This window comes from Sphingobium sp. ZW T5_29 (assembly GCF_044987515.1).
Classification (GTDB): Bacteria; Pseudomonadota; Alphaproteobacteria; order Sphingomonadales; family Sphingomonadaceae; genus Sphingobium.
In genome coordinates this window covers 46,383-67,151 of sequence record NZ_JBJDRM010000016.1, presented here as the reverse complement: position 1 = coordinate 67,151, position 20,769 = coordinate 46,383, and the positions used below count along the sequence as shown (strand labels likewise).

General features: G+C 62.5%; 21 protein-coding genes. 16 read left to right on the top strand and 5 right to left on the bottom strand.

Going from position 1 to position 20,769, the window contains the following annotated elements; translation table 11 throughout:
- Positions 1–91: 91 nt before the first annotated feature.
- The gene (locus ACI3KQ_RS14060) at positions 92–907 is read left to right on the top strand and encodes a ferredoxin--NADP reductase (RefSeq protein ID WP_404958631.1); all 816 of its coding nucleotides are present in this window, start codon (positions 92–94) and stop codon (positions 905–907) included.
- Positions 908–1,350: 443 nt separating this feature from the next.
- Here ACI3KQ_RS14060 and ACI3KQ_RS14055 read toward each other — a convergent pair whose 3' ends face one another.
- Both ACI3KQ_RS14055 and ACI3KQ_RS14050 read right to left on the bottom strand, forming a co-directional pair.
- Entirely contained in the window at positions 1,351–1,794 is a 444-nt protein-coding gene (locus ACI3KQ_RS14055) for an NfeD family protein (protein ID WP_404958676.1), read from the bottom strand.
- Complete coding sequence (locus ACI3KQ_RS14050) at positions 1,794–2,765, bottom strand: SPFH domain-containing protein (RefSeq protein WP_404958629.1); 972 nt, start codon at positions 2,763–2,765, stop codon at positions 1,794–1,796. The genes ACI3KQ_RS14055 and ACI3KQ_RS14050 overlap by 1 nt, the downstream gene beginning before the upstream one ends.
- A gap of 100 nt (positions 2,766–2,865) precedes the next feature.
- Between ACI3KQ_RS14050 and ACI3KQ_RS14045 the strand changes: the two genes are divergently transcribed.
- Positions 2,866–3,681 (top strand): HpcH/HpaI aldolase/citrate lyase family protein, encoded by an 816-nt coding sequence (locus ACI3KQ_RS14045; protein WP_404958627.1) that lies wholly within the window; start codon positions 2,866–2,868, stop codon positions 3,679–3,681.
- A 3-nt stretch (positions 3,682–3,684) separates the two neighbouring features.
- Here ACI3KQ_RS14045 and ubiG read toward each other — a convergent pair whose 3' ends face one another.
- Complete coding sequence (ubiG, locus tag ACI3KQ_RS14040) at positions 3,685–4,428, bottom strand: bifunctional 2-polyprenyl-6-hydroxyphenol methylase/3-demethylubiquinol 3-O-methyltransferase UbiG (protein WP_404958626.1); 744 nt, start codon at positions 4,426–4,428, stop codon at positions 3,685–3,687.
- Positions 4,429–4,465: 37 nt separating this feature from the next.
- A complete protein-coding gene (locus tag ACI3KQ_RS14035; RefSeq protein WP_404958624.1) occupies positions 4,466–4,681 on the bottom strand; it encodes a hypothetical protein in 216 nt (71 codons plus the stop codon).
- 163 nt (positions 4,682–4,844) lie between these two features.
- On the opposite strand from ACI3KQ_RS14035, the gene ACI3KQ_RS14030 reads away from it, so the two are divergent.
- The 3 genes from ACI3KQ_RS14030 to ACI3KQ_RS14020 all read left to right on the top strand — a co-directional run bounded on the left by ACI3KQ_RS14030 (position 4,845) and on the right by ACI3KQ_RS14020 (position 8,265).
- Positions 4,845–6,110 (top strand): aspartate kinase, encoded by a 1,266-nt coding sequence (locus ACI3KQ_RS14030; RefSeq protein ID WP_404958622.1) that lies wholly within the window; start codon positions 4,845–4,847, stop codon positions 6,108–6,110.
- 164 nt (positions 6,111–6,274) lie between these two features.
- The gene (locus ACI3KQ_RS14025; RefSeq protein WP_404958621.1) at positions 6,275–7,288 is read left to right on the top strand and encodes an NAD(P)H-dependent flavin oxidoreductase; all 1,014 of its coding nucleotides are present in this window, start codon (positions 6,275–6,277) and stop codon (positions 7,286–7,288) included.
- A 131-nt stretch (positions 7,289–7,419) separates the two neighbouring features.
- Complete coding sequence (locus ACI3KQ_RS14020; protein WP_404958619.1) at positions 7,420–8,265, top strand: hypothetical protein; 846 nt, start codon at positions 7,420–7,422, stop codon at positions 8,263–8,265.
- 6 nt (positions 8,266–8,271) lie between these two features.
- Here the strand turns inward: ACI3KQ_RS14020 and ACI3KQ_RS14015 are convergent, their stop codons facing one another.
- Positions 8,272–8,940, bottom strand: coding sequence for a winged helix-turn-helix transcriptional regulator (locus ACI3KQ_RS14015; protein ID WP_404958617.1), 669 nt, complete (start codon positions 8,938–8,940; stop codon positions 8,272–8,274).
- Positions 8,941–9,096: 156 nt separating this feature from the next.
- Here ACI3KQ_RS14015 and ACI3KQ_RS14010 point away from each other — a divergent pair, with 156 nt between their 5' ends.
- The 11 genes from ACI3KQ_RS14010 (at position 9,097) to guaB (ending at position 20,768) form a co-directional block, all read left to right on the top strand.
- The gene (locus tag ACI3KQ_RS14010; protein WP_404958615.1) at positions 9,097–9,459 is read left to right on the top strand and encodes a DUF1428 domain-containing protein; all 363 of its coding nucleotides are present in this window, start codon (positions 9,097–9,099) and stop codon (positions 9,457–9,459) included.
- Positions 9,460–9,484: 25 nt separating this feature from the next.
- Positions 9,485–10,291, top strand: a complete 807-nt coding sequence (locus ACI3KQ_RS14005; protein WP_404958613.1) for a VOC family protein — start codon at positions 9,485–9,487, stop codon at positions 10,289–10,291.
- An 11-nt stretch (positions 10,292–10,302) separates the two neighbouring features.
- Positions 10,303–10,791, top strand: a complete 489-nt coding sequence (locus ACI3KQ_RS14000; protein ID WP_404958611.1) for a VOC family protein — start codon at positions 10,303–10,305, stop codon at positions 10,789–10,791.
- Entirely contained in the window at positions 10,788–11,255 is a 468-nt protein-coding gene (locus ACI3KQ_RS13995; RefSeq protein WP_404958610.1) for an SRPBCC family protein, read from the top strand. Before ACI3KQ_RS14000 ends, ACI3KQ_RS13995 begins: the two co-directional genes overlap by 4 nt.
- A gap of 122 nt (positions 11,256–11,377) precedes the next feature.
- Complete coding sequence (ptsP, locus tag ACI3KQ_RS13990) at positions 11,378–13,654, top strand: phosphoenolpyruvate--protein phosphotransferase (RefSeq protein ID WP_404958608.1); 2,277 nt, start codon at positions 11,378–11,380, stop codon at positions 13,652–13,654.
- 89 nt (positions 13,655–13,743) lie between these two features.
- Positions 13,744–14,682 (top strand): helix-turn-helix domain-containing protein, encoded by a 939-nt coding sequence (locus tag ACI3KQ_RS13985; RefSeq protein ID WP_404958606.1) that lies wholly within the window; start codon positions 13,744–13,746, stop codon positions 14,680–14,682.
- 97 nt (positions 14,683–14,779) lie between these two features.
- Complete coding sequence (locus ACI3KQ_RS13980) at positions 14,780–15,688, top strand: hypothetical protein (protein WP_404958604.1); 909 nt, start codon at positions 14,780–14,782, stop codon at positions 15,686–15,688.
- 6 nt (positions 15,689–15,694) lie between these two features.
- Positions 15,695–16,648: a tRNA lysidine(34) synthetase TilS gene (gene tilS / locus ACI3KQ_RS13975; RefSeq protein ID WP_404958602.1), complete on the top strand. Its 954-nt coding sequence runs from the start codon at positions 15,695–15,697 to the stop codon at positions 16,646–16,648.
- 132 nt (positions 16,649–16,780) lie between these two features.
- Positions 16,781–16,972, top strand: a complete 192-nt coding sequence (locus ACI3KQ_RS13970) for a hypothetical protein (RefSeq protein WP_404958600.1) — start codon at positions 16,781–16,783, stop codon at positions 16,970–16,972.
- Positions 16,973–17,047: 75 nt separating this feature from the next.
- Complete coding sequence (ftsH, locus tag ACI3KQ_RS13965) at positions 17,048–18,997, top strand: ATP-dependent zinc metalloprotease FtsH (RefSeq protein WP_404958598.1); 1,950 nt, start codon at positions 17,048–17,050, stop codon at positions 18,995–18,997.
- 313 nt (positions 18,998–19,310) lie between these two features.
- On the top strand, positions 19,311–20,768 hold the full coding sequence (gene guaB / locus ACI3KQ_RS13960) for an IMP dehydrogenase (RefSeq protein WP_404958596.1): 1,458 nt from the start codon (positions 19,311–19,313) through the stop codon (positions 20,766–20,768).
- The last annotated feature ends 1 nt before the right edge of the window (position 20,769 follow it).

The window sequence follows — 20,769 nt, the reverse complement described above, 5'->3', positions numbered from 1 at the left end:
GCATTCGGCCGCCATCACTTATTGCGAAAGCCACGCAATTAGCGCCCGGTGAAAGGGGTGTTGCGGTAGGGATTTGGCAGGAGAAGAGGTTTTGAGCGACGTGACGATCGAAAAGCCGGTACTGGAGCCAACCGGCGCCCTTACAGTGGAAACCGTGCTGTCGGTCCGCCATTGGAACGAGCATCTGTTCAGTTTCCGCATCAGCCGTCCCGCGAGCTTTCGGTTCCGTTCGGGCGAGTTCGTGATGATCGGTTTGCAGGGCGACAATGGCAAGCCGCTGCTGCGCGCCTATTCCGTGGCCAGCCCTGCGTGGGATGAGGAACTGGAGTTCCTGTCGATCAAGGTGCAGGATGGGCCGCTGACGTCCAAGCTGCAGCTGATCGAGGCGGGTGATCAGATTTACCTTGGCCGCAAGCCGACCGGCACGCTGGTGACCGACGCGCTGCTGCCGGGCAAGCGGTTGTTCATGCTGTCGACCGGAACCGGCCTTGCGCCCTTCCTCAGCCTGGCGCGCGACCCTGACGTCTACGAATTTTTCGAGGAAGTCGTCGCCGTGCATTCGGTGCGCCGGGTCAGCGACCTGGCCTTCCACGACGAGTTGACGGGCAAGCTGGCCGAAGATCCGCTGGTGTCCGAACAGGCCGCGACGCAGTTTCACTATGTTCCGACCGTCACGCGTGAACCGTTCCGTAACAATGTGCGGATCGACAAGCTGATGGAAGACGGCTCGCTGTTTGAAGGCATTCCGGGTGAGGCCCGGTTCAACCCGGAAACCGACCGGATCATGATGTGCGGCAGCATGGAGATGATCAAGCAGTTCGGCGCCTATTTCGAAGAGCAGGGCTTTGCCGAAGGTTCTAATGCGGCACCGGGCGCTTATGTGATCGAGCGCGCTTTCGTCGGCTGAGCGGGCTACGAATGCTGGAAAAGAGGGGCTGGCGGCGACGCTGGCCCTTTTTTTATGCGCGGGGTGGTGAGGGTTAGGTGCTCCTGCGCAGGCAGGAGCCTAGCCCTGCCGTATGAACTGGGCTCCTGCCTGCGCAGGAGCACGGGGGTTCTTCAATCTGGAGCAGGCTCCTGACGGCGAAGCGGGCTGAATGTCGGCGGTCGTCCTCATCGTCACCCCGGCGAAGGCTGGAGTCTCAGGCGATCATAGGATGAGGGGGGAGATGTCTTGTCCTCAGAGGGCTGGACGTCCATTCTCGTTTCCATGTCCGACTGCTGTGCGTCAACGCCTGAGATGCCAGCCTTCGCTGGCATGACGTGAAGTGGGGCGGGGCGGTCCTGCCAGCATGGCCCGCCGCTACAGCCGCGGCTACAGCAGTCGCCCCCCCTCCACCTAAAGCCTCCTCAGGCCGGTTCCACCAGCAGGACCGATGCTTCCGCGCCGGTGATCCGTACATGGGCGCCCACAGGTGCGTCGGGACCGCGGCAGGACCAGACGCTGTCGCCGACCTTCACGCGTCCATGGCCTGCCTCGATCGGTTCGACCACGATCACGGTTTCGCCGATCAGTCTGGCCGTGCGGTCATTCAGCATCGGGTCCTGCGAATCCACAGGGTTGGCGGCATACCAGCGCCGTCCACCCCACACCGCGATCAGGCAGAGCGTGGCGAACAGGATGAACTGCAATGGGACGGATAGAGGTACGGCCAGGGAGATGAGGCCCGTCACCGCTGCCGCCAGCGCGACCCAGATGAGGAAGACGCCGGGCAGCAGCACTTCGCCAATGCCCAGCAGCGCGGCGAATACGAGCCACCACCAATGGTCTTCCATCGCCGTGAGCGCTTCCATCACGCCTGACCCCGATCAAAGGGGCCACGGCGCGGCGTGGCAGGTGGGGCGGGGGGTGTCGGTGCGTCGCCCAGCGCTTCCTTCGCCAGCGCGCCGATGCCGCCCAGCGTGCCGATGAGTTGGGTTGCTTCGACCGGGAAGAGGATGGTCTTGGCATTGGGGGAGGTGGCGAACTGGCTTACCGCTTCCACATATTTCTGCGCCACGAAATAATTGATCGCCTGCGCATTGCCGTTGGCGATGGCGTCGGAGACCATCTGCGTTGCCTTGGCTTCCGCCTCTGCCTCGCGCTCGCGGGCTTCGGCGTCCCGGAAGGCGGCTTCGCGGCGGCCTTCGGCTTCCAGGATCTGGCTCTGCTTCTGTCCTTCGGCCTTCAGGATTTCAGAAGCCCGCAAACCTTCCGATTCGAGGATCAGGGCGCGCTTTTCGCGCTCCGCCTTCATCTGGCGGCCCATGGCGTTGACGATGTCGGCGGGCGGACGGATGTCCTTCAGCTCGACACGCGTGATCTTGATGCCCCAGGCGTTGGTGGCATGATCGACCACGGACAGCAGGCGGGCGTTGATCTCGTCGCGCTTCGACAGGGTTTCGTCGAGGTCCATCGACCCCATCACCGTGCGCAGATTGGTGGTCGCAAGCTGCATGATGGCGACATAGAGTTCCGACACTTCGTAGGCCGCCTTGGCCGCGTCCAGCACCTGGAAGAACACGACGCCATCGACCGACACCATGGCATTGTCCTTGGTGATGATTTCCTGCCCCGGAATATCGACCACCTGTTCCATCATGTTGATCTTGCGACCCACAGCGTAGAAAAAGGCAGGGTAGAAATTGAGGCCGGGCCGGGCGACTTCGGTGAAGCGGCCAAAGCGTTCTATGGTATATTGATAGCCCTGGCGCACGACCTTGACGCTCACGGCCAGGTAGAACAGCACCAGTAGCGTCACTGTCAGCGCGAATGTCGTCAGCATCTTACCATCCCCCCAAAGAAGCGCTTGACTATGACGTGAAATCGCCGTGGGGAAAAGGTAAAGGTTACAGGGTCGTTCCGACCGCTACAGGAGACAGACCATGCTGCTGCGTCATGCCCGTTCGCTGCTTTACCTGCCAGCGTCGAACATGCGCGCCATCGCCAAGGCGCGCACCCTGCCGTGCGACATGGTGATGCTGGACCTGGAGGATGCCGTCCCCAATGACCGCAAGGAAGAAGCGCTGGCCAATGCGATCGAGGCCGTGGGCGAAGGATTTGGCCGCAGCCTGACCGCGATCCGCATCAATGTCGAAGGCACGCCCTGGCATGGCCCCGAAATGGTGGCGATCAAGCGGTCGGCGGCGGATTATGTCGTCCTGCCGAAAGTGGAGTGCGTCCGGCAGGTGAAGGATGTGTTCAGCGTCTGCCAGAAACCCGTCATCGCCATGATCGAAACCGCAGTGGGCGTGCTCGCCGCGTCATCGATCGCTTCGGCGGAAGGGACCAGTGGGATATTCCTGGGCACCAACGACCTGCGGCAGGATCTGGGCATTCCTCCGTCTGCTGGTCGTGAAGGGCTATCCTTCGCGATGCAGTCGGTGCTGCTGAGCGCCCGTGCGCACAAGGTTGCCGTGTTCGACGGCGTGTTCAACCGGCTGGATGATGAGGCCGGGTTCGAAGCGGAATGCGCCGCCGGACATGCGCTGGGCTTTGACGGCAAGACGCTGATCCATCCCAGCCAGGTCCAGGTCGCCAATCAGGTATTCGGTCCTGATCCTCAGGCGGTTGCAGACGCGCGCCGGTTGATCGAGGCGGCGACCGGTGGCGCGGAACGATTTGAAGGGCGGATGATCGAATCGATGCATGTGGAAGAAGCAAGAACGCTGATCGCCCGTGCCGAGGCGGTGGGAGCCTGAAGTTCAGCGTTCCGGTTGCGGGTGCCGCGCGGTCAGCAGATAGTTGATCGCCTTGTTGGGCGACAGGGTGAAGCCGTAGCGCGGATCGAATGACAGGCCGGTGACATCGGTGACTTCCAGCCCGGCATCTACCAGCAATTTGCCCAATTCATCCGGCGTCAGAAAGCGGTGCCAGTCATGCGTCCCCTTGGGAATGCCGCCGATGGTTTCGCCGACCGTGATCATGGCCAGACGGGATAGCGGGGTCCGGTTGGGCGTGGACATGATGAGCAGCCCTTCAGGCGAGAGCCGCTGCGCCAGTGCGGATGCGAAGGTGGCGGGGTCCGCCACATGCTCCACCACCTCCATCGACGTGATGAGATCGAAATTGTCCGCGTCCAGCTGTTCCACCGGGGTCGCGCGGTAATCAATTACAAGCCCCTGCTTTTCGGCATGGTGACGCGCCACAGCGATATTTTCCGCCGCCGCGTCGAGCGCCGTGACGGTCGCCCCCAGCCGGGCGAGCGGTTCAGTCAGCAGGCCCGCACCGCAGCCGACGTCCAGCGCGCGCTTGCCTGACAGCGGGCGAAACCCGCTTTCGTCCATATGCCAGTGCCAACCGATCGCCTGCCGAATATAGCGAAGGCGCACGGGATTGAGCTTGTGCAGCATGGCGCTGCTGCCGTTGGGGTCCCACCAGTCCGCCGCCATCGCACCGAAATGCGCTGCCTCGCGCGGGTCTATCGTCGCATTAGCCATGTTCGCCATTGGTCGTTGCTACCAATATCCGCAACGCCGCGCCATGTTATTTGCGGGGGTCAGGCCGCAAGGGCGGACCTTCGCCATCCAGCGCCTTGTCCTCAGCATCCATCTGGCGGTGCAATTCGCGCGTGGCGGCTTCCGTGCGGGCGATTTCTTCCTGACTATGATGCCGACGATTGCTCATTATGACGAAGATCAGCATTGCGCCGAGCAAGATCGGGCCGCCAATCGTGACGAACGCCCAAAGGATCTCTGCCATCGCATCCTCCATTCCTGTCCGGGAAAGGAATGTGCGGAGGGCGCCAGGAGTTCCCCGGCTCATAGGGCTTGCTTGCCATATTCGGCTTTACTGCTAATAGGAGCGCCGTTTTGCCCCTGTGGGCGACATATTCTTTACAATCAGCAGGCGGATTCGACAGGCAATGGCGCGCATCGTGATGAAATTCGGCGGCACCTCCATGGCGGGGATGGAGCGAATTCGCAATGTGGCTGCGCGTGTCAAACATGTCGTGGAGCAGGGCAATGAAGTCGCCGTCGTGGTTTCGGCCATGGCAGGCGATACCGACCGGCTGGTGGGTTTCTGCAAGGAAGCGTCGCCGCTGTACGATCCGGCGGAATATGACGTCGTGGTGGCGAGCGGCGAACAGGTGACGAGCGGTCTGCTTGCCATGACGTTGAAAGCCATGGGCGTTGATGCGCGTAGCTGGCTGGGCTGGCAATTGCCGATCCGCACGAATGAAGCACACGCCAAGGCGCGCATTGGCGAGATCGACACGATCGATCTGCTGGCGTCGATGCGCGGGGGCACCGTCGCTGTGATCCCCGGTTTCCAGGGCATGATGGAAGATGGCCGCATTTCGACCTTGGGTCGTGGCGGTTCGGATACTTCGGCGGTCGCGGTGGCGGCGGCGTTGAAGGCGGATCGGTGCGATATCTATACCGATGTGGACGGCGTCTACACGACCGACCCGCGCATCGTGGCGCGCGCGCGCAAACTGGACCTCGTCACCTATGAGGAAATGCTGGAACTCGCCTCGGTCGGGGCCAAGGTGCTGCAGACCCGCTCCGTCGGCCTCGCCATGAAGGAAGGCGTGGTCGTGCAAGTGCTTTCCTCCTTCGATGATCCCACCCAGGAAGACCTCCCCGGAACGCTGATCGTCAGCGAAGAGGAACTGGAAGCCAAGCTCAAGGAAGACAAGATGGAACGTCAGCTCATCACCGGCATCGCCCATGACAAGAATGAGGCGAAGATCACCCTGACCCGCGTGCCGGACCGTCCGGGCGCGGTGGCGCACATCTTTGCGCCGCTGGCCGATGCTGCGATCAACGTCGACATGATCATCCAGAATGTCGGCCGCGACAAGGGCGAGACGGACGTGACCTTCACCGTGCCGGGCGCGGATCTGGCGCGCGCGCTGGACGTGCTGGAAAGCCAGAAGGAAGTCATCGGTTTCAACCGCGTGATCCCGGACACGAAGGTAGCGAAAGTCTCGGTCGTGGGCGTCGGGATGAAGAGCCATGCGGGCGTTGCTTCGACAATGTTCCAGAGCCTGGCCGATCGCGGGATCAATATCCTCGCCATCTCCACCAGCGAGATCAAGGTTTCGGTGTTGATCGACGAGGATGAAACCGAACTGGCGGTGCGCGTGCTGCACACGGCCTATGGGCTGGACGCGCCGGTCGCTTGACTTAAATTCCCCCCCTCCCGCAGGCGGGAGGGGCCGGGGGTGGGGCGATTGCGACAGCAATCGCTGACTGCCTTCCGGGGTAGCTTGGAGGCTCGCCTTGCTCGCTGCCCACCCCAACCCCTCCCGCCTGCGGGAGGGGCTTATTGATTCTGAGGGTTCGTAAAATGACCAACGCCAAACTCACTTCTTTGATGGCCCGCGGCACCGCATTTCTGGGCTGCGACGTCGCGATCATGTGCGGGGCGATGAGCTGGGTTTCGGAACGCAATCTGGTCGCGGCTATCTCTAACGCTGGCGGGTTCGGGGTGATCGCTTGCGGTGCGATGACGCCGGACCTGCTGGACAGGGAAATCACGGCGACCAAGGCGCTGACGAACAAGCCCTTTGGCGTGAACCTGATCACCATGCATCCGCAGCTGTTCGATCTGATCGAAGTGTGCGCCCGCCATGAAGTCGGCCATGTGGTTCTGGCGGGTGGCCTGCCGCCCAAGGGCAGCATCGATGCGATCAAGGCGAAGGGTGCGAAACTGATCTGCTTTGCCCCGGCACTGAGCCTGGCGAAAAAGCTGACCCGATCGGGCGTCGACGCGCTGGTGATCGAGGGCATGGAAGCGGGCGGCCATATCGGCCCGGTATCGACCAGCGTCCTGGCGCAGGAAATCCTGCCGGAAATGGCGTCGCAGCTTCCAGTGTTCGTTGCTGGCGGGATCGGTCGTGGCGAGTTGATCGCTGGCTATCTGGAAATGGGCGCGGCGGGCGTGCAGCTGGGAACCCGTTTTGCCTGCGCCAGCGAAAGCATCGCGCATCCCAATTTCAAGAAGTCCTTCTTCCGCGCTTCGGCTCGCGACGCCATCGCCAGTGTCCAGATCGACCCGCGCCTGCCGGTCATCCCGGTGCGCGCGCTCAAGAATGACGGGACCGAAGCCTTCACCGCCAAGCAGCGCGAAGTCGCCAACCTGCTGGACAGTGGCTCTGTCGATATGATGGAGGCGCAATTGCAGATCGAACATTATTGGGCGGGCGCGCTGCGTCGCGCGGTGATCGATGGCGATGTCGAAGGCGGATCGCTGATGGCGGGCCAGTCGGTCGGCATGGTGACCAAGGAAGAACCGGTTGCCGACATCATCGCGCAGTTGATGGCAGAAGCTGCGGTCGCGCTGGAACGACGCAGCGCCTGAAGCCCGTTCTGCACCCCCTGAATGGGACGAGCCGAATCCATTTGCGGATGAACCGAGCCGGACGATGATCGCCAGGAACGCCCGGCTTTGTCATGTGTTTTCCGCGAGTGATTTGGCTTTAGGGGAATAGAGTGCCGTTGCGTACTGTTTCATGTCGCGTCTGGACAATCTTTTCCATCGCAGGATTGGCGCTGGTCGCCGGATGCTCGACGCCACGGGCGCCGACGCCGCCACCCCCGGTCGTGCCAACGATCAAGCCGATGCCGCCGATGGGCGCGGTGGAAGATATGAGCATCCCCGATGTCGATGATGGGGGTCAGTATTTAACGCCCAATCGCGGCGTCACCGCCAATACCGCTTTGTGGCATGTGCGCATGGCGTTGAACGTCGCGGCATTGTCGTGCCGTGGCGGGACGGAACCTGCGAAGACGCAGTATAACCGGATGCTGCATGTCCATAAGGACGCTCTGCGCGAAGCCAATGCGGCGGTCGATCGCAACTATACGGCGGCTTATGGACGCGGCGGGCTTCAGTCGCGCGAGCTGCTGAATACCGTCGTCTATAATTTCTTTTCCCTGCCGCCGGTGCAGCCGACCTTCTGCAAGGCCGCGATTGAGGTCGGGGCCAAGATGCTGGCGCTGCCTTCGAGCCAACTGCTGGCCTATGCCCCCGAAGCGCTGGTCGCATTGGAGCAGCCCTTCCAGGAATTTTACGAGGCTTATGCCGATTATCTGCGGCGGCTGGCCGAGTGGCAGTCCCGTTTTGGCGGAACCGTGAGCGTGGTCGTGTCGCCGACCCCGCTGCCGCCGCCACCGCTGCCGCCCAAGGAAATCAGCGCCGGATACGTGCCGCCTGCAAATGCGCCAGCGCTGCCCCCATTGCGTGAGGAAAGTGGGCAGGCGCTGCTGCCCGGCGCGACGTCAGCTCCGCGCGTGAACGTGCCTACATTTCCCATCACACGACCGGCGGCGCGCTAGGGCCGGTTAGTCGGGCGTGTAGGTCACCGGCGCTTTTGGGGGCAAAGGGAACATGCGTACGAAGCGTTCCGCCAGAGCGCGGTCGCCATCGACCCGAACCGCGTTCTCCACATCCTCAAAATCCGCGCCGCCATAGACGACCGCCGCCAGCGCATTCGGGTCGCCGCTGATGATCGCATCCGCGCCCTCCACGGGAGCGCGATCGATGGTGAAGTCGCCATCGCGCAGAAGGGCGCGAAATTCCTCTTCGCCAAAGCGCAGGCCTATGGTCGCATTGAGGTCGCCGATACGGCTGCGGTCGATCATCGTGCGCATGGACAATATCACCGACACATTGCTCATCGGCTGGCCTGTCTGCATCGTGGGGGACCGGCAGGCCCAGCGGCCCAGCAGCTGGAACAGGATTTCCGACTCGCGCCCCCATTCCGTCAGTTCATAAATCTGGCTGGCGGCGGGGGGAGGCAGGCGGCGACGAATGAGGACGCTGGCGGCTTCCAGCTGTTCCAGCCTTTGCGTCAGCACATTGGCGCTGATTCCGGGCAGGCTGGCGCGTAGATCGGTGAATCGCTTTGGCCCCAGCATCAATTCCCGCATTATCGGCATGGCCCAGCGATCGCCGATCAGGTCCAGCGCGTGGGCGGTCGCACAGCCGTCGAGATAAGCTCGCTTCTTCAATTCATATTCCTTGGTTATCTTTTATAACTTATAGGTTGCATAAGATAATTTACTGGTTCACAAAGTTCAAGTCATGAGTCGGGCCGTGAGGCAGGCCCGGTGGACTGTCCGGCCTAAGGTCGGCATCGAATCGACCCTGAAATAAGGAGAGACGTGATGAGCTATATTGATGGTTTCGTGGTTCCCGTGCCCAAGGGCAACAAGCAGCGCTACAAAGAGGTCGCCGCCTATGCCGCGCCGATCTTTTTGGAACATGGCGCCCTGCGCGTCGTGGAATGTTGGCCCAATGACGTGAAGCCAGGCAAGATCAACGATTTCCGCACGGCTGTGATTGCGGAAGAGGGTGAGGACGCGGTCTTTTCCTGGATCGAGTGGCCGGACAAGGCGACGCGCGATGCGGGTGCGGAAAAGGTGATGAACGATCCCCGTATGCAGCCCAAGGAAGGGGAGGACATGCCCTTTGTCGGCGCGCGCATGATCTATGGCGGCTTTGAAGTGCTGCTTGACGAGAAGGCGTGACCTTCCCACCACAGGAGGCGGAACGATGACCGATCTTACGGGCAAATTCTTTTGGTATGAGCTGATGACCAGCGACCCGGAGGGGGCAATCGCCTTTTATGGCGATGTCGTGGGGTGGACCACACAAGCTTTCGGAGGAGAGCGGACGGACGATCCCTATCATGTCGTGTCCGGCAGCGCTGGGCCGCTGGGCGGGATCATGCGCATCCCCGCTGAAGCGAAGGATTGCGGAATGTCCCCCTGGTGGGGCGGCTATATCGGGTCTGCCGATGTCGATGCCGATGCCCAGCGGCTGGCCGATGCCGGGGGCAGTGTGAAGCGGGCGCCGGATGATATTCCCGGCGTCGGTCGCTTTGCAGTGATGAGCGATCCTGGCGGAGCGATCTTCATGCTGCTGAAAGGATCCAGCCCCGACGGGATGAACGCTCCCCCACCAATGGCGAACGGTCATGTAGGCTGGCATGAATTATATAGCGGCGATTTCGATGCCGACCTTGGCTTTTACACGTCCCAGTTCGGGTGGGGAAAAGGCGAGGCGATGGATATGGGGCCGATGGGCAGTTACCAGCTATTCTCCATGTCCGGGCAGACCGATTTCAACGCCATGGCGGGCGGCATGATGAAACGCCCCGACGAGATGCCAGAGCCGCAATGGCTGTTCTATTTTGTCGTGCCCGACATTGATGTGGGCGTTGAAAAGGTGAAGGCAGGCGGCGGCACCGTGCTGAATGGTCCCGCAGAGGTGCCGGGCGGGGCCTGGATCATTCAGGGCCTCGACCCGCAAGGCGCAATGTTTGCCCTGGTCGGCATGCGATCAGCATCAGCCGCGTAAGGAGAGGAACGATGTCGAAGATTTCACCCTGCCTGTGGTTCAACGGGCAGGCCGAGGAAGCTGCGCGCTTCTATGTCTCCATTTTTGGCGGGTCGGTGGATTCGATCAGCCGCTATCCCGAAAATTCCCCGGTGCCTTCGCCCTTCAAGGGCGGAGAGGTGCTGCTGGTGGAGTTCACTCTGTTCGGCCAAAGCTATCAGGGGCTGAACGGCGGGCCTGAGTTCGGCTTTACCGAAGCGGTGTCGCTGTCGGTGTCCTGCAAGGATCAGGCGGAGGTGGACCGCTATTTCGAAGCGTTGACCGCTGATGGCGGCGCGCCCGGACCCTGTGGTTGGGTGAAGGATAAATATGGCCTGTCCTGGCAGATCGTGCCCGAAGAAGTGATGGAAATGCACCGGAAGGGCGGTCCCGGCATCCAGCCAATGATGGCGGTGATGATGACCATGCAAAAGCTGGATTTGGCCCGGATGAAGGCGGCCTATGAAGGAGAAGTGGCATGAGCGGCGCGTCATTTGAACTGTCGGTGACCTGCCACATCGCTGCCCCGCGAGAAATCGTGTGGAAGGTTTGGACGGACCTGAAGGACCAGTGGTTTTGTCCCAAGCCGTGGCGGGCGGAGGTGGTTGAGGAAGATCTGCGCCCCGGAGGCCGCAGCGCCGTGCGCATGTTCGGCCCCGATGGCGAGGATACGGGGCCGATGGAGGGTGTTTTCCTGGAGGTTGTACCGGGCGAGCGGGTCGTTTCGACAGATGCCTATGGTTCGGGGTGGATACCGCAGGAACCGTTCCTGACATCCATCTGGAGCTTTGCCGACGAAGGCGAGGGGACGCGCTTTACCGCAACGGCCCGCCATTGGAGCGAGGAAGCGCTCAAGCGGCATGAGGAGATGGGTTTCCATCCCGGCTGGGACCAGATGGCGCAGCAGTTCAAAGATTTGTGCGAAACTTCGGCAGCGACCGCATGAGCGAGGTTGCGGTGCGGGCCTGACGGAAGGGAAAGGCAGTTTTTTCGCATTTCTGCCTTTTGCACCGTTCCGGCCCCGACTTCCTCTTGGAAAGCAGGGGTGCGATCTGATAGCGCTTGATCATGCCAAGCACGCCCGCCGCCGCCGCTCGCCAGATCCTCAACCACCTGCAGGAGGTCATGGCCGCGCGCAACAGCGCCCAGGCCAAGCTGAACAAGGTCGTGGACATCATCGGCAAGGCGCTTTCGAGCGAGGTCTGCTCAATCTATCTGGTGCGCGAAGGCCTGCTGGAACTGTTCGCCACGCGGGGCCTGAAGCAGGAAGCGGTCCATGTGACGCGCATGGCCATGGGCGAGGGGCTTGTCGGCCTGATCGCGACCAATGTCGAAACGCTGAACCTGGACGAGGCAGCTTCGCATCCCGACTATAGCTATCGCCCGGAAACGGGGGAAGAACTGTTCCACAGTTTCGCGGGCGTGCCCATCGTGCGGCGGGAGCGGGCGATCGGGGTGCTGTGCGTCCAGCATGTCGAACCGCGCCGCTATGACGAGGTAGAGATCGAGGCGCTGCAGACCGTGGCCATGGTGCTGTCCGAACTGATCGCCAATGCCGAACTGGCGGACGATGGTCCGACGGATTCGCGCGTGCAGGATACCGGCACCATCATGCTGCAGGGCCTGCAGCTGGTCATGGGCATGGGGCGCGGGCACGCCGTGTTCCACCAGCCGCGCGTCCATATCGAACATACGGTTGCAGAGGATACCGAAGCCGAGCGCCAGCGGGTTATTTCCGCCTTTACCAAGATGCGCGAACAGATTGACCGGATGACGGGCACGGCCGAATTCGGCACGGAGGGCGAGCATCAGGAGGTGCTCGAAACCTACAAGATGTTCGCCTATGACGAAGGCTGGGCCCGGCGCATCAATGAAGCGATCGACAGTGGCCTGACCGCCGAGGCCGCGATCGAACGGGTGCAGCAACGCACCCGGATGCGCATGCGGCAGATTGACGACCCGCTGCTGAGCGACCGGATGCATGATCTGGAGGATCTGGCGAACCGGCTGCTGCGGATCGTGTCGGGGCAGTTGGGCACGGCCGCGCAAATGGGCCTGCGGCAGGACGCGATCCTGATCGCGCGCAACCTGGGCCCCGCGGAACTGCTGGAATATGATCGCAGGCGATTGAAGGGCGTGATCCTGGAGGAAGGGTCGCTGACCGCCCATGTCACCATCGTCGCGCGGGCCATGGGCGTGCCTGTGCTGGGGCGCGTCCGCGAAATCCGGCACAAGGTGAATGAAGGCGACCTGATCCTGATGGATGTCGCATCCAACAGCCTGCTGATCCGGCCGACGCCCGACATGGACGAGGCGTTCGAAAACAGGTTGCACGTCACGCAAAAGCGCCGCGCGGAATTTGCCGCCATGCGCGACCTGCCATCGGTGACGACGGATGGGCAGCGCATCGAACTGATGGTCAACGCCGGGCTGCGTGAAGATGCCCAGGCGCTGGACCTTGTCGGCGCGGACGGCATCGGCCTGTTCCGCACGGAATTCCAGTTTCTGGTGTCCGCCACATTGCCGCAGCGGGAAAAGCAGCAGCGCCTTTACAAGGATGTGCTGGACGCGGCGGGGGACCGCCCGGTTATCTTCCGCACGGTCGATATCGGTGGCGACAAGGCGCTGCCCTATATGACGCGCGACGGGGACGAGGAGCTAGAGGATAATCCGGCGATGGGCTGGCGCGCGCTGCGGCTGGCGCTGGACCGCGACGGCCTGATGAAGGCGCAGGCGCGGGCGTTGCTGGAAGCATCGGCGGGCAAGGTTTTGAACATCATGTTCCCAATGGTTTCCGAACCGTGGGAATATGAACAGGCGCGCGCGTTGGTCGAACATCAGCGGGAATGGTTGCTGTCACAGCGCAAGAAGTTGCCGACGGCGGTGCGCTATGGCGCGATGCTGGAAGTGCCCGCTTTGGCGGAGGTGTTGGACATCCTGCTGCCCAAACTGGATTTCCTGTCAGTCGGCACCAACGACCTGACCCAGTTCCTGTTCGCCGCCGATCGCGCCCACCCCAAGCTGGCTGAGCGTTATGACTGGCTGAGCGTCGCCATTCTGCGCTTTCTGGACCGGGTGGTGCGGACCTGCGAGGCCTATGAATGTCCCGTCGGCGTGTGCGGCGAAATGGGCGGACGGACGCTGGAGGCCATGGCGCTGATCGGCCTGGGTGTGCGGCGGTTGTCGATCACTCCGGCTTCGGTCGGGCCGGTGAAGGCGATGATCCGCGGCGTCGATGCGTCCGAACTTCGGGCTTTGATGCGGTCGCTGCTGGACAATGGCGCCGTCGATTTCCGCGCCCGGCTGACGGCATGGGCAACGGAACGCGAAATCGAATTGAATTGAACCGATTAGGGGGGACGGGGCCGAAGCACGGCGTTGACAATCCCTGTCCCTGAATGAGACAAGACCGCCTTCAAAGGTCGCGGAGCAGCATGGCAGAAGAACCAGAAATGGAAACCGCTCTGGAAGGATCGGAATCACAGTCGATCAGTCCCGGCACGAAGCTGCGCACGGCGCGCGAAGCGCAGGGCCTGTCGGTGCAGGACGTGGCGACGCGGACCCGTATCGCCCAGCGCCAGCTGGAGGCGATTGAGCGTGATGATTATTCCGCTTTGCCCGGCATACCCTATGCGGTCGGCTTCGCGCGTGCCTATGCGCGTGCTGTCGGCCTGGACGAAGTCGCCATCGCCGCGGATGTCCGCCATGCCGTCCATAATTCCGACCTGGGCGCCAGCCGATATGAAACATTCGAGCCTGCCGATCCGGCGCGGGTTCCGTCACGGGTTCTGGCATGGACTGCCGCTGCGATTGTCATCATCCTTGTTGCGGGTTTCGCGATCTGGCGCACCCAGTTGCTGACGCCCCCGACCCAACAGGAAATCGCCGAGGGCAAAGCGGACCCCGCTGCGGCTGCCCCGAAACCTGCTGCCAGTGCACAACCCGTTGTTCCGGCGGTTCAGACCGTGGTGTTTACCGCCAATGACGACGTGTGGCTGCGCATCTATGACGAAGCAGGCGAGCGGCTGAAGGATGGGCTGATGAAGAAGGGTGAAAGTTTCACCCTGCCCGCAACGGCCCGCAACCCGATGATCCTGACCGGTCGTCCGCAGGCGTTGACCGTGACGGTGGGCGGAAAGCCCATCGCGCCACTTGGAGCGCCGGATCGCACGATTTCCGATGTGCCCGTTTCCGCCGAGGCATTGCTGGCCCGGGCTGCGCCAACTGCTGCCGGGCAGCAGGTTCCGGCGGGGTCGGGTGCGCGACCTGCACCAGCTGCTGCGGCCACCGCCCCAGCGCCTGTGCCATCGGCACCGGTCCCTGCGACTGCAAACCCTGCCCCTTCACCCACGGCTGCGCCCACCCCTGAATGATGCGCGGGACGGCAAGAGGCTAAATCGTCCGCACGTGGCGCTTTACGGCGGCGAATATCGCCTTATGGTTAAGGCGGAGATATAGTCGGGGATCATCATGCGTCACGCTTTCATTGCGACAACCGCCTTTCTGATGGGAGGGCCGGCTCTAGTCATGCTCGCGCCATCGGCTGCTGCCCAGAGGGTCGAAATCGACGTACGCGTCGACCGCCTGGAAAAGGAGATGAAGGCGGTGCAGCGAAAAGTGTTCCCCGCGGGCGCCCCGTTGCAAGCGGAGATTACCCGCCCCGCCACGCCCGTCATTTCGCCCGGTTCGCCATCTTCGTCGCCAATCGCGGACCTGACGGCACGGGTATCCGCGCTGGAATCGCAGCTCGCGTCAATGACGGGTCAGGTTGAGGAAAACAGCTTCAAGCTGCGGCAGCTGGAAGAAGCGTTCAACAGATTCAAGGCCGAAGCGCAAAGCCGGGCCGACGTCGCTGTGTCTCCGCCGGTTAAACCTGTCGTTCCGTCCGCCGGAGCGACGACGACGCCCCCGCCGAAACCGAGCGTCAATGGCGGCGCCACCGAAGCGCGCAAGCTGGCCGTGGCGGCGATCGAGCGGCCATCCACTGGCAATGCCGCCGACGACGCCTACACTTATGGTTTCCGGCTGTGGGATGCGAAATTCTACCCTGAAGCGCAGGCACAATTGAAGGCGACGGTCGAAAAATACGGATCGTCCCCAGTCGCGAGCCGGGCGTCAAACCTGCTGGGCCGAGCCTATCTGGATGATGCCAAACCGGCTTTGGCGTCGGTCGCCTTCTATGAAAATTACCAGAAGCGCCCGCAAGGCGATCGCGCGCCCGACAGCCTGGCCTGGTTGGGTGAGGCGCTGATGCAGCTTAAAAAGCCTGCCGACGCTTGCAAGGTCTATAGTGAACTGGACCAGGCCTATGGCGCAAATCTGTCGGCCAGCCTGCGCGGCATGATGGACAAGGGGCGCGCCAAGGCGAAGTGCAGCTAAGGCCCCATGGCCGGGTCGGAACCGGAGCCGCCTGACCTGGACACATTGTTGTCGCGGCGGGTCGAAGACCTGGCCGGGCCGGGGGAAGACTGGCGCTTTGGTGTTGCGGTATCCGGTGGCCCAGACAGCATGGCGCTGCTGGACCTGAGCGCCCGGCTGTTCCCCGGCAGGGTAGAGGCTGCGACCGTGGACCATGGACTGCGGGATGCATCGGCGGCGGAAGCATCGATGGTTGCCGCCTGGTGCGACGGCCATGGCGTGCCTCATGTCATCCTGCATCCGGGAGAGCCGCTGGCCGGGAATGTCCAGCAGTGGGCCAGGCAGCAACGCTATGCCCTGTTGGAAAAGTGGCGGACAGACCAACGGCTGGACTGGATTTTCACCGCCCATCATGCGGACGATCAGCTGGAAACGATTTTGATGCGGCTCAATCGTGGGGCAGGTGTCGGTGGCCTTGCAGGCGTGAGGGCGCGTCATGGGCGGGTGCTGCGTCCACTGCTGGGCGTGCGTCGTTCCCAATTGTTGGCTCATGTGAAGCGCCGGGAGATTCCCTATGTAGACGACCCGTCGAACAGCAACCTGCGGTTCGACCGGGCATCGATTCGCGCGCATCTGCAAGGGGCGGACTGGCTCGACCCACTGGCGGTGACGCGTAGTGCCGGGGCGCTGGCGGAGGCTGTCGGGGCGCTGGAGTGGATGGTGGAGGATCTGGCGGCGCGGTATCTGCGGCGGCAGGGTGAGGGATGGGTGCTGGAGCGCACGGACTTTCCCCGCGAAATTCTGCGGCGGCTGCTGATGCAGATGATCGCTCGCGTGGCGCCGGATGCTCCTGAGCCGAGGGGGGAAGCGATCGACCGCGCGATCATAGCCGGGACGGAAGGGCGGCAGATGAGCATTGGCCCTGTCCTGCTTAAAGGCGGGCCACAATGGACCGCGTGGATCGCCCCGCCGCGCCGCTGAGCAGGTCGTTTCGGAAAGGTTCCACCGCCCGCCGCGCGCTGGGAACGGCTTGTCGAAATGTTGCAGTGCGATGCGCTATCCTTAATGGCTGGAATGCTTAACAGAGCGACCCTTCGGCTAGGAAAGTGAGTCATGTTCGAATTTGCTGCGCTGACCTATGGCGTGATTGCCAGCATCATCCTTTCGGCAGCGCAACGTAACCGGAAAATGGCGCGGCCCCACCCGCCACTGCTGCTCTATACCGGCTATCTGCTCTGCGGCGTTTCCGGCGGCGTGGCCGTGATCCTGGCTTATATCGCCCTTTCTCAATTTGCTGGCGGCTGATCGCACTTCATCGGCCTTAGTCAGCTTGCGATTTCGCCGGAGCACCCTATCTTGCCCGGTGAAAGAGAGTGTTGAATGAACGACGAGAAGGACCCCCAGGGTAACCCCTGGATCAAGAGCGCGATGATCTGGGCAGGCGTGATTATCGCCCTGCTGCTGTTCGTCTCCATGTTCGACAGCCGGACCGCTACGCAGGCGGGCACCGGCATCGCCTATTCCGAGTTCCGTTCCAAGGTTCAGGAAGGGCAAGTCAAGGACGTTGCCATCGCCCCGAACAAGATCACCGGGACGCTGAGCAGCGGACAGCGGTTCAACACCGTGCCGGTCAACGATCCGGGCCTGACCGGCCTGCTGGACGATTATAACGTCAAATATTCCGGCCAGACGGAGGAGCAGCCGAGCTTCTGGCAGATCATGCTCTACCAGTCGCTGCCGTTCCTGCTGATCCTGGGCATTGCCTTCTTTGTGCTGCGCCAGATGCAGAAGGGCGGAGGCGCGGGCGGCGCGATGGGCTTTGGCAAGTCCAAGGCGAAGTTGCTGACCGAAAAGCATGGCAAGGTCACGTTCGACGATGTCGCAGGCATCGATGAAGCGCGCGAGGAATTGCAGGAAATCGTTGAGTTCCTGAAGGACCCGACGAAGTTTGCGCGGCTGGGCGGCAAGATTCCCAAGGGTGCGCTGCTGGTGGGTTCGCCGGGCACGGGCAAGACGCTGCTGGCGCGTGCGATCGCGGGGGAGGCGGGCGTGCCCTTCTTCACCATTTCCGGTTCGGATTTCGTCGAGATGTTCGTCGGCGTCGGCGCGAGCCGCGTGCGCGACATGTTCGAGCAGGCGAAGAAGAACGCGCCTTGCATCGTCTTCATCGACGAAATCGACGCGGTGGGCCGTCATCGTGGCGCGGGCCTGGGCAACGGCAATGATGAGCGCGAACAGACCCTCAACCAGCTGCTGGTCGAAATGGACGGCTTTGAGGCGAATGAGGGCATCATCATCGTCGCGGCGACCAACCGCCCCGACGTACTCGACCCCGCGCTGTTGCGTCCGGGCCGCTTTGACCGTCAGGTTGTTGTGCCGCGCCCCGATATCGAGGGCCGCGAGAAAATCCTGGCCGTGCATATGAAGAAGGTGCCACTGGCGCCGGATGTCGACCCGCGCACCATCGCACGGGGCACGCCCGGCTTTTCGGGCGCTGATCTTGCCAACCTGGTCAATGAGGCGGCTTTGATGGCGGCTCGTCGGGGCAAGCGCCTGGTCGCGATGGACGAGTTCGAGGCGGCCAAGGATAAGGTCATGATGGGCAGTGAGCGCCGATCGATGGTCATGACCGACGATGAAAAGAAGATGACCGCCTATCATGAGGCGGGCCATGCCATCGTTGCGGTCCATGAACCGGCGTCCGATCCGATCCACAAGGCGACGATCATCCCACGCGGGCGTGCGCTGGGTATGGTGATGCGCCTGCCGGAGCGTGACAGCTACAGCTATCACCGTGACAAGATGCACGCGAACCTGGCCGTGGCCATGGGCGGCCGCGTGGCGGAAGAGATCATCTTTGGCCACAGCAAGGTGTCGTCCGGCGCTTCGGGCGACATTCAATATGCCACCAAACTAGCGCGCGACATGGTCACGCAATGGGGCATGTCGGACAAGCTCGGCCCGTTGCAATATGAAGAGCAGCAGGGCGAAACTTTCCTGGGATATTCGCAGAGCCAGCGCACGCACATGTCGGATGAAACGGCAAAGGCGATTGATCATGAAATTCGCATGATCGTGGAGGGCGGATATGACAGGGCGAAGGACGTGCTGACCGGGCATGAAGATCAGCTTCACCTGCTGGCCAATGCGTTGCTGGAATATGAGACTCTGAGCGGTGAGGAGATCAAGACGCTGCTCGACAAGGGTGAGATTACCCGCGATGACGGCACCACGATCAAGCCTTCCGCCGTGCCGGCGGCGGGGTCGTCCATTCCCAAGACGCGCAAGCGCAAGGGACCATTTGGGGAACCTTCGCCTGCTGGCGTGTGACGACCGGCTACAGGGTTGAAGGGGGCGCGGTCGGTGATCGCGCCCTTTTTGCTGTCCATGGTTGGGGGCGGGCCGACGGTGCAGGAGCAGGGCCGTAATCGTCATTCTGGCAGGTTATGCGGCAGAAATGGCGCCCTCGGATCAAGGCGAGGCTGACGAAACGGAAGGTTTGACCGGCCCGTTCGCGTTGCCGCAACAAAAAGCGCCGTAAGGTCTGGCTGTTTCACTGGTTAATGGTTACATGGGCCGCCACGAATCCCCGGCGATCACCCTATGCCTCTTGGCAGATCGCACAGCAGAAAGTGGCTTTCAAATGGACATCCGCCTCGGCCTCACCTTTGACGACGTGCTGTTGCAGCCCGGCGAATCCGATGTGTTGCCAAGCCAGGCGGACACCAGCACCTTTGTGACGAAAAGCATCAAGCTGAACATCCCGGTCCTGTCGTCCGCCATGGATACGGTGACGGAAGCGGACATGGCGATCGTCATGGCGCAATTGGGTGGCATCGGCGTTCTGCATCGCAACCTGTCGGTCGAGGAACAGGCGGCAGCGGTCCGCGCGGTCAAACGCTTCGAAAGCGGCATGGTCGTCAATCCCATCACCATCACGCCGCGCGCCACGCTGGCCGACGCGCAGATGCTGATGGAACGCCACAGGTTCAGCGGCATCCCCGTCGTTGAAGATTCGGGCAAGCTGGTCGGCATCCTTACGCACCGCGACGTGCGCTTTGCGGAAAATCCGGGGCAGCCCGTCAGTGAATTGATGACCAAGGACAATCTGGCCACTGTGAAGGTGGGCGTCGGTCAGGATGAGGCGATGCGCCTGCTGCACCAGCGCCGGATCGAAAAGCTGCTGGTCGTCGACGATGATTATCATTGCGTCGGCCTGATCACCGTCAAGGACATCGAAAAGGCGGTAACCTATCCCAAGGCGACCAAGGATGGTTCAGGGCGGTTGCGCGTTGCTGCGGCGACGACGGTGGGCGACAAGGGGTTGGAGCGCAGCGAGGCGTTGATCGATGCCGAATGCGACCTGATCGTCATCGACACGGCGCACGGGCATAGCAAGCAGGTTTCCGCCGCCGTCGAAGCGGTCAAGCGCTTGTCCAGCCATGTGCAGGTCGTCGCTGGCAATGTGGCGACTGCCGAAGCCACCAAAGCGTTGATCGACGCGGGCGCGGACTGCGTGAAGGTCGGGATTGGCCCCGGTTCCATCTGCACCACTCGCGTCGTCGCGGGCGTCGGCGTGCCGCAGCTGACTGCGGTCATGGATTCGGCCAACGAAGCGGCCAAGCAGGGCGTTCCCGTTATCGCCGACGGTGGCCTGCGTACGTCGGGCGATCTTGCCAAGGCGCTGGCGGCTGGCGCGGGCTGCGTCATGGTCGGATCGCTGCTGGCGGGCACGGCGGAGGCTCCGGGGGAGACATTCCTTTATCAGGGACGGGCTTATAAGAGCTATCGTGGCATGGGTAGCGTCGGCGCGATGGCGCGCGGCTCTGCCGACCGCTATTTCCAGGCGGATATCAAGGATCAGATGAAGCTGGTCCCCGAAGGGATTGAAGGCCAGGTGCCGTTCAAAGGACCGGCCAAGGACGTCATCCATCAGCTTGTCGGCGGCGTGAAAGCGGCGATGGGCTATACCGGCAGCCGCACGATCAAGGATCTGCAGGAACGTGCCCGTTTCGTCCAGATCACCAATGCCGGGCTGTCCGAAAGCCATGTCCACGACGTCACCATCACGCGCGAGGCCCCCAATTATCCTACGCGCTGAG

What these genes read in the sequence shown, in the direction of transcription:
- ACI3KQ_RS14055 (WP_404958676.1), bottom strand. Translation starts at nt 1,794, where the DNA reads ATGGAAGCGCTCACGGCGATGGAAGACCATTGGTGGTGGCTCGTATTC.
- ACI3KQ_RS14050 (WP_404958629.1), bottom strand. Translation starts at nt 2,765, where the DNA reads ATGCTGACGACATTCGCGCTGACAGTGACGCTACTGGTGCTGTTCTAC.
- ACI3KQ_RS14045 (WP_404958627.1), top strand. Translation starts at nt 2,866, where the DNA reads ATGCTGCTGCGTCATGCCCGTTCGCTGCTTTACCTGCCAGCGTCGAAC.
- ubiG (WP_404958626.1), bottom strand. Translation starts at nt 4,428, where the DNA reads ATGGCGAACATGGCTAATGCGACGATAGACCCGCGCGAGGCAGCGCAT.
- ACI3KQ_RS14035 (WP_404958624.1), bottom strand. Translation starts at nt 4,681, where the DNA reads ATGGCAGAGATCCTTTGGGCGTTCGTCACGATTGGCGGCCCGATCTTG.
- ACI3KQ_RS14030 (WP_404958622.1), top strand. Translation starts at nt 4,845, where the DNA reads ATGGCGCGCATCGTGATGAAATTCGGCGGCACCTCCATGGCGGGGATG.
- ACI3KQ_RS14025 (WP_404958621.1), top strand. Translation starts at nt 6,275, where the DNA reads ATGACCAACGCCAAACTCACTTCTTTGATGGCCCGCGGCACCGCATTT.
- ACI3KQ_RS14010 (WP_404958615.1), top strand. Translation starts at nt 9,097, where the DNA reads ATGAGCTATATTGATGGTTTCGTGGTTCCCGTGCCCAAGGGCAACAAG.
- ACI3KQ_RS14005 (WP_404958613.1), top strand. Translation starts at nt 9,485, where the DNA reads ATGACCGATCTTACGGGCAAATTCTTTTGGTATGAGCTGATGACCAGC.
- ACI3KQ_RS14000 (WP_404958611.1), top strand. Translation starts at nt 10,303, where the DNA reads ATGTCGAAGATTTCACCCTGCCTGTGGTTCAACGGGCAGGCCGAGGAA.
- ACI3KQ_RS13995 (WP_404958610.1), top strand. Translation starts at nt 10,788, where the DNA reads ATGAGCGGCGCGTCATTTGAACTGTCGGTGACCTGCCACATCGCTGCC.
- ptsP (WP_404958608.1), top strand. Translation starts at nt 11,378, where the DNA reads ATGCCAAGCACGCCCGCCGCCGCCGCTCGCCAGATCCTCAACCACCTG.
- ACI3KQ_RS13985 (WP_404958606.1), top strand. Translation starts at nt 13,744, where the DNA reads ATGGCAGAAGAACCAGAAATGGAAACCGCTCTGGAAGGATCGGAATCA.
- ACI3KQ_RS13980 (WP_404958604.1), top strand. Translation starts at nt 14,780, where the DNA reads ATGCGTCACGCTTTCATTGCGACAACCGCCTTTCTGATGGGAGGGCCG.
- tilS (WP_404958602.1), top strand. Translation starts at nt 15,695, where the DNA reads ATGGCCGGGTCGGAACCGGAGCCGCCTGACCTGGACACATTGTTGTCG.
- ACI3KQ_RS13970 (WP_404958600.1), top strand. Translation starts at nt 16,781, where the DNA reads ATGTTCGAATTTGCTGCGCTGACCTATGGCGTGATTGCCAGCATCATC.
- ftsH (WP_404958598.1), top strand. Translation starts at nt 17,048, where the DNA reads ATGAACGACGAGAAGGACCCCCAGGGTAACCCCTGGATCAAGAGCGCG.
- guaB (WP_404958596.1), top strand. Translation starts at nt 19,311, where the DNA reads ATGGACATCCGCCTCGGCCTCACCTTTGACGACGTGCTGTTGCAGCCC.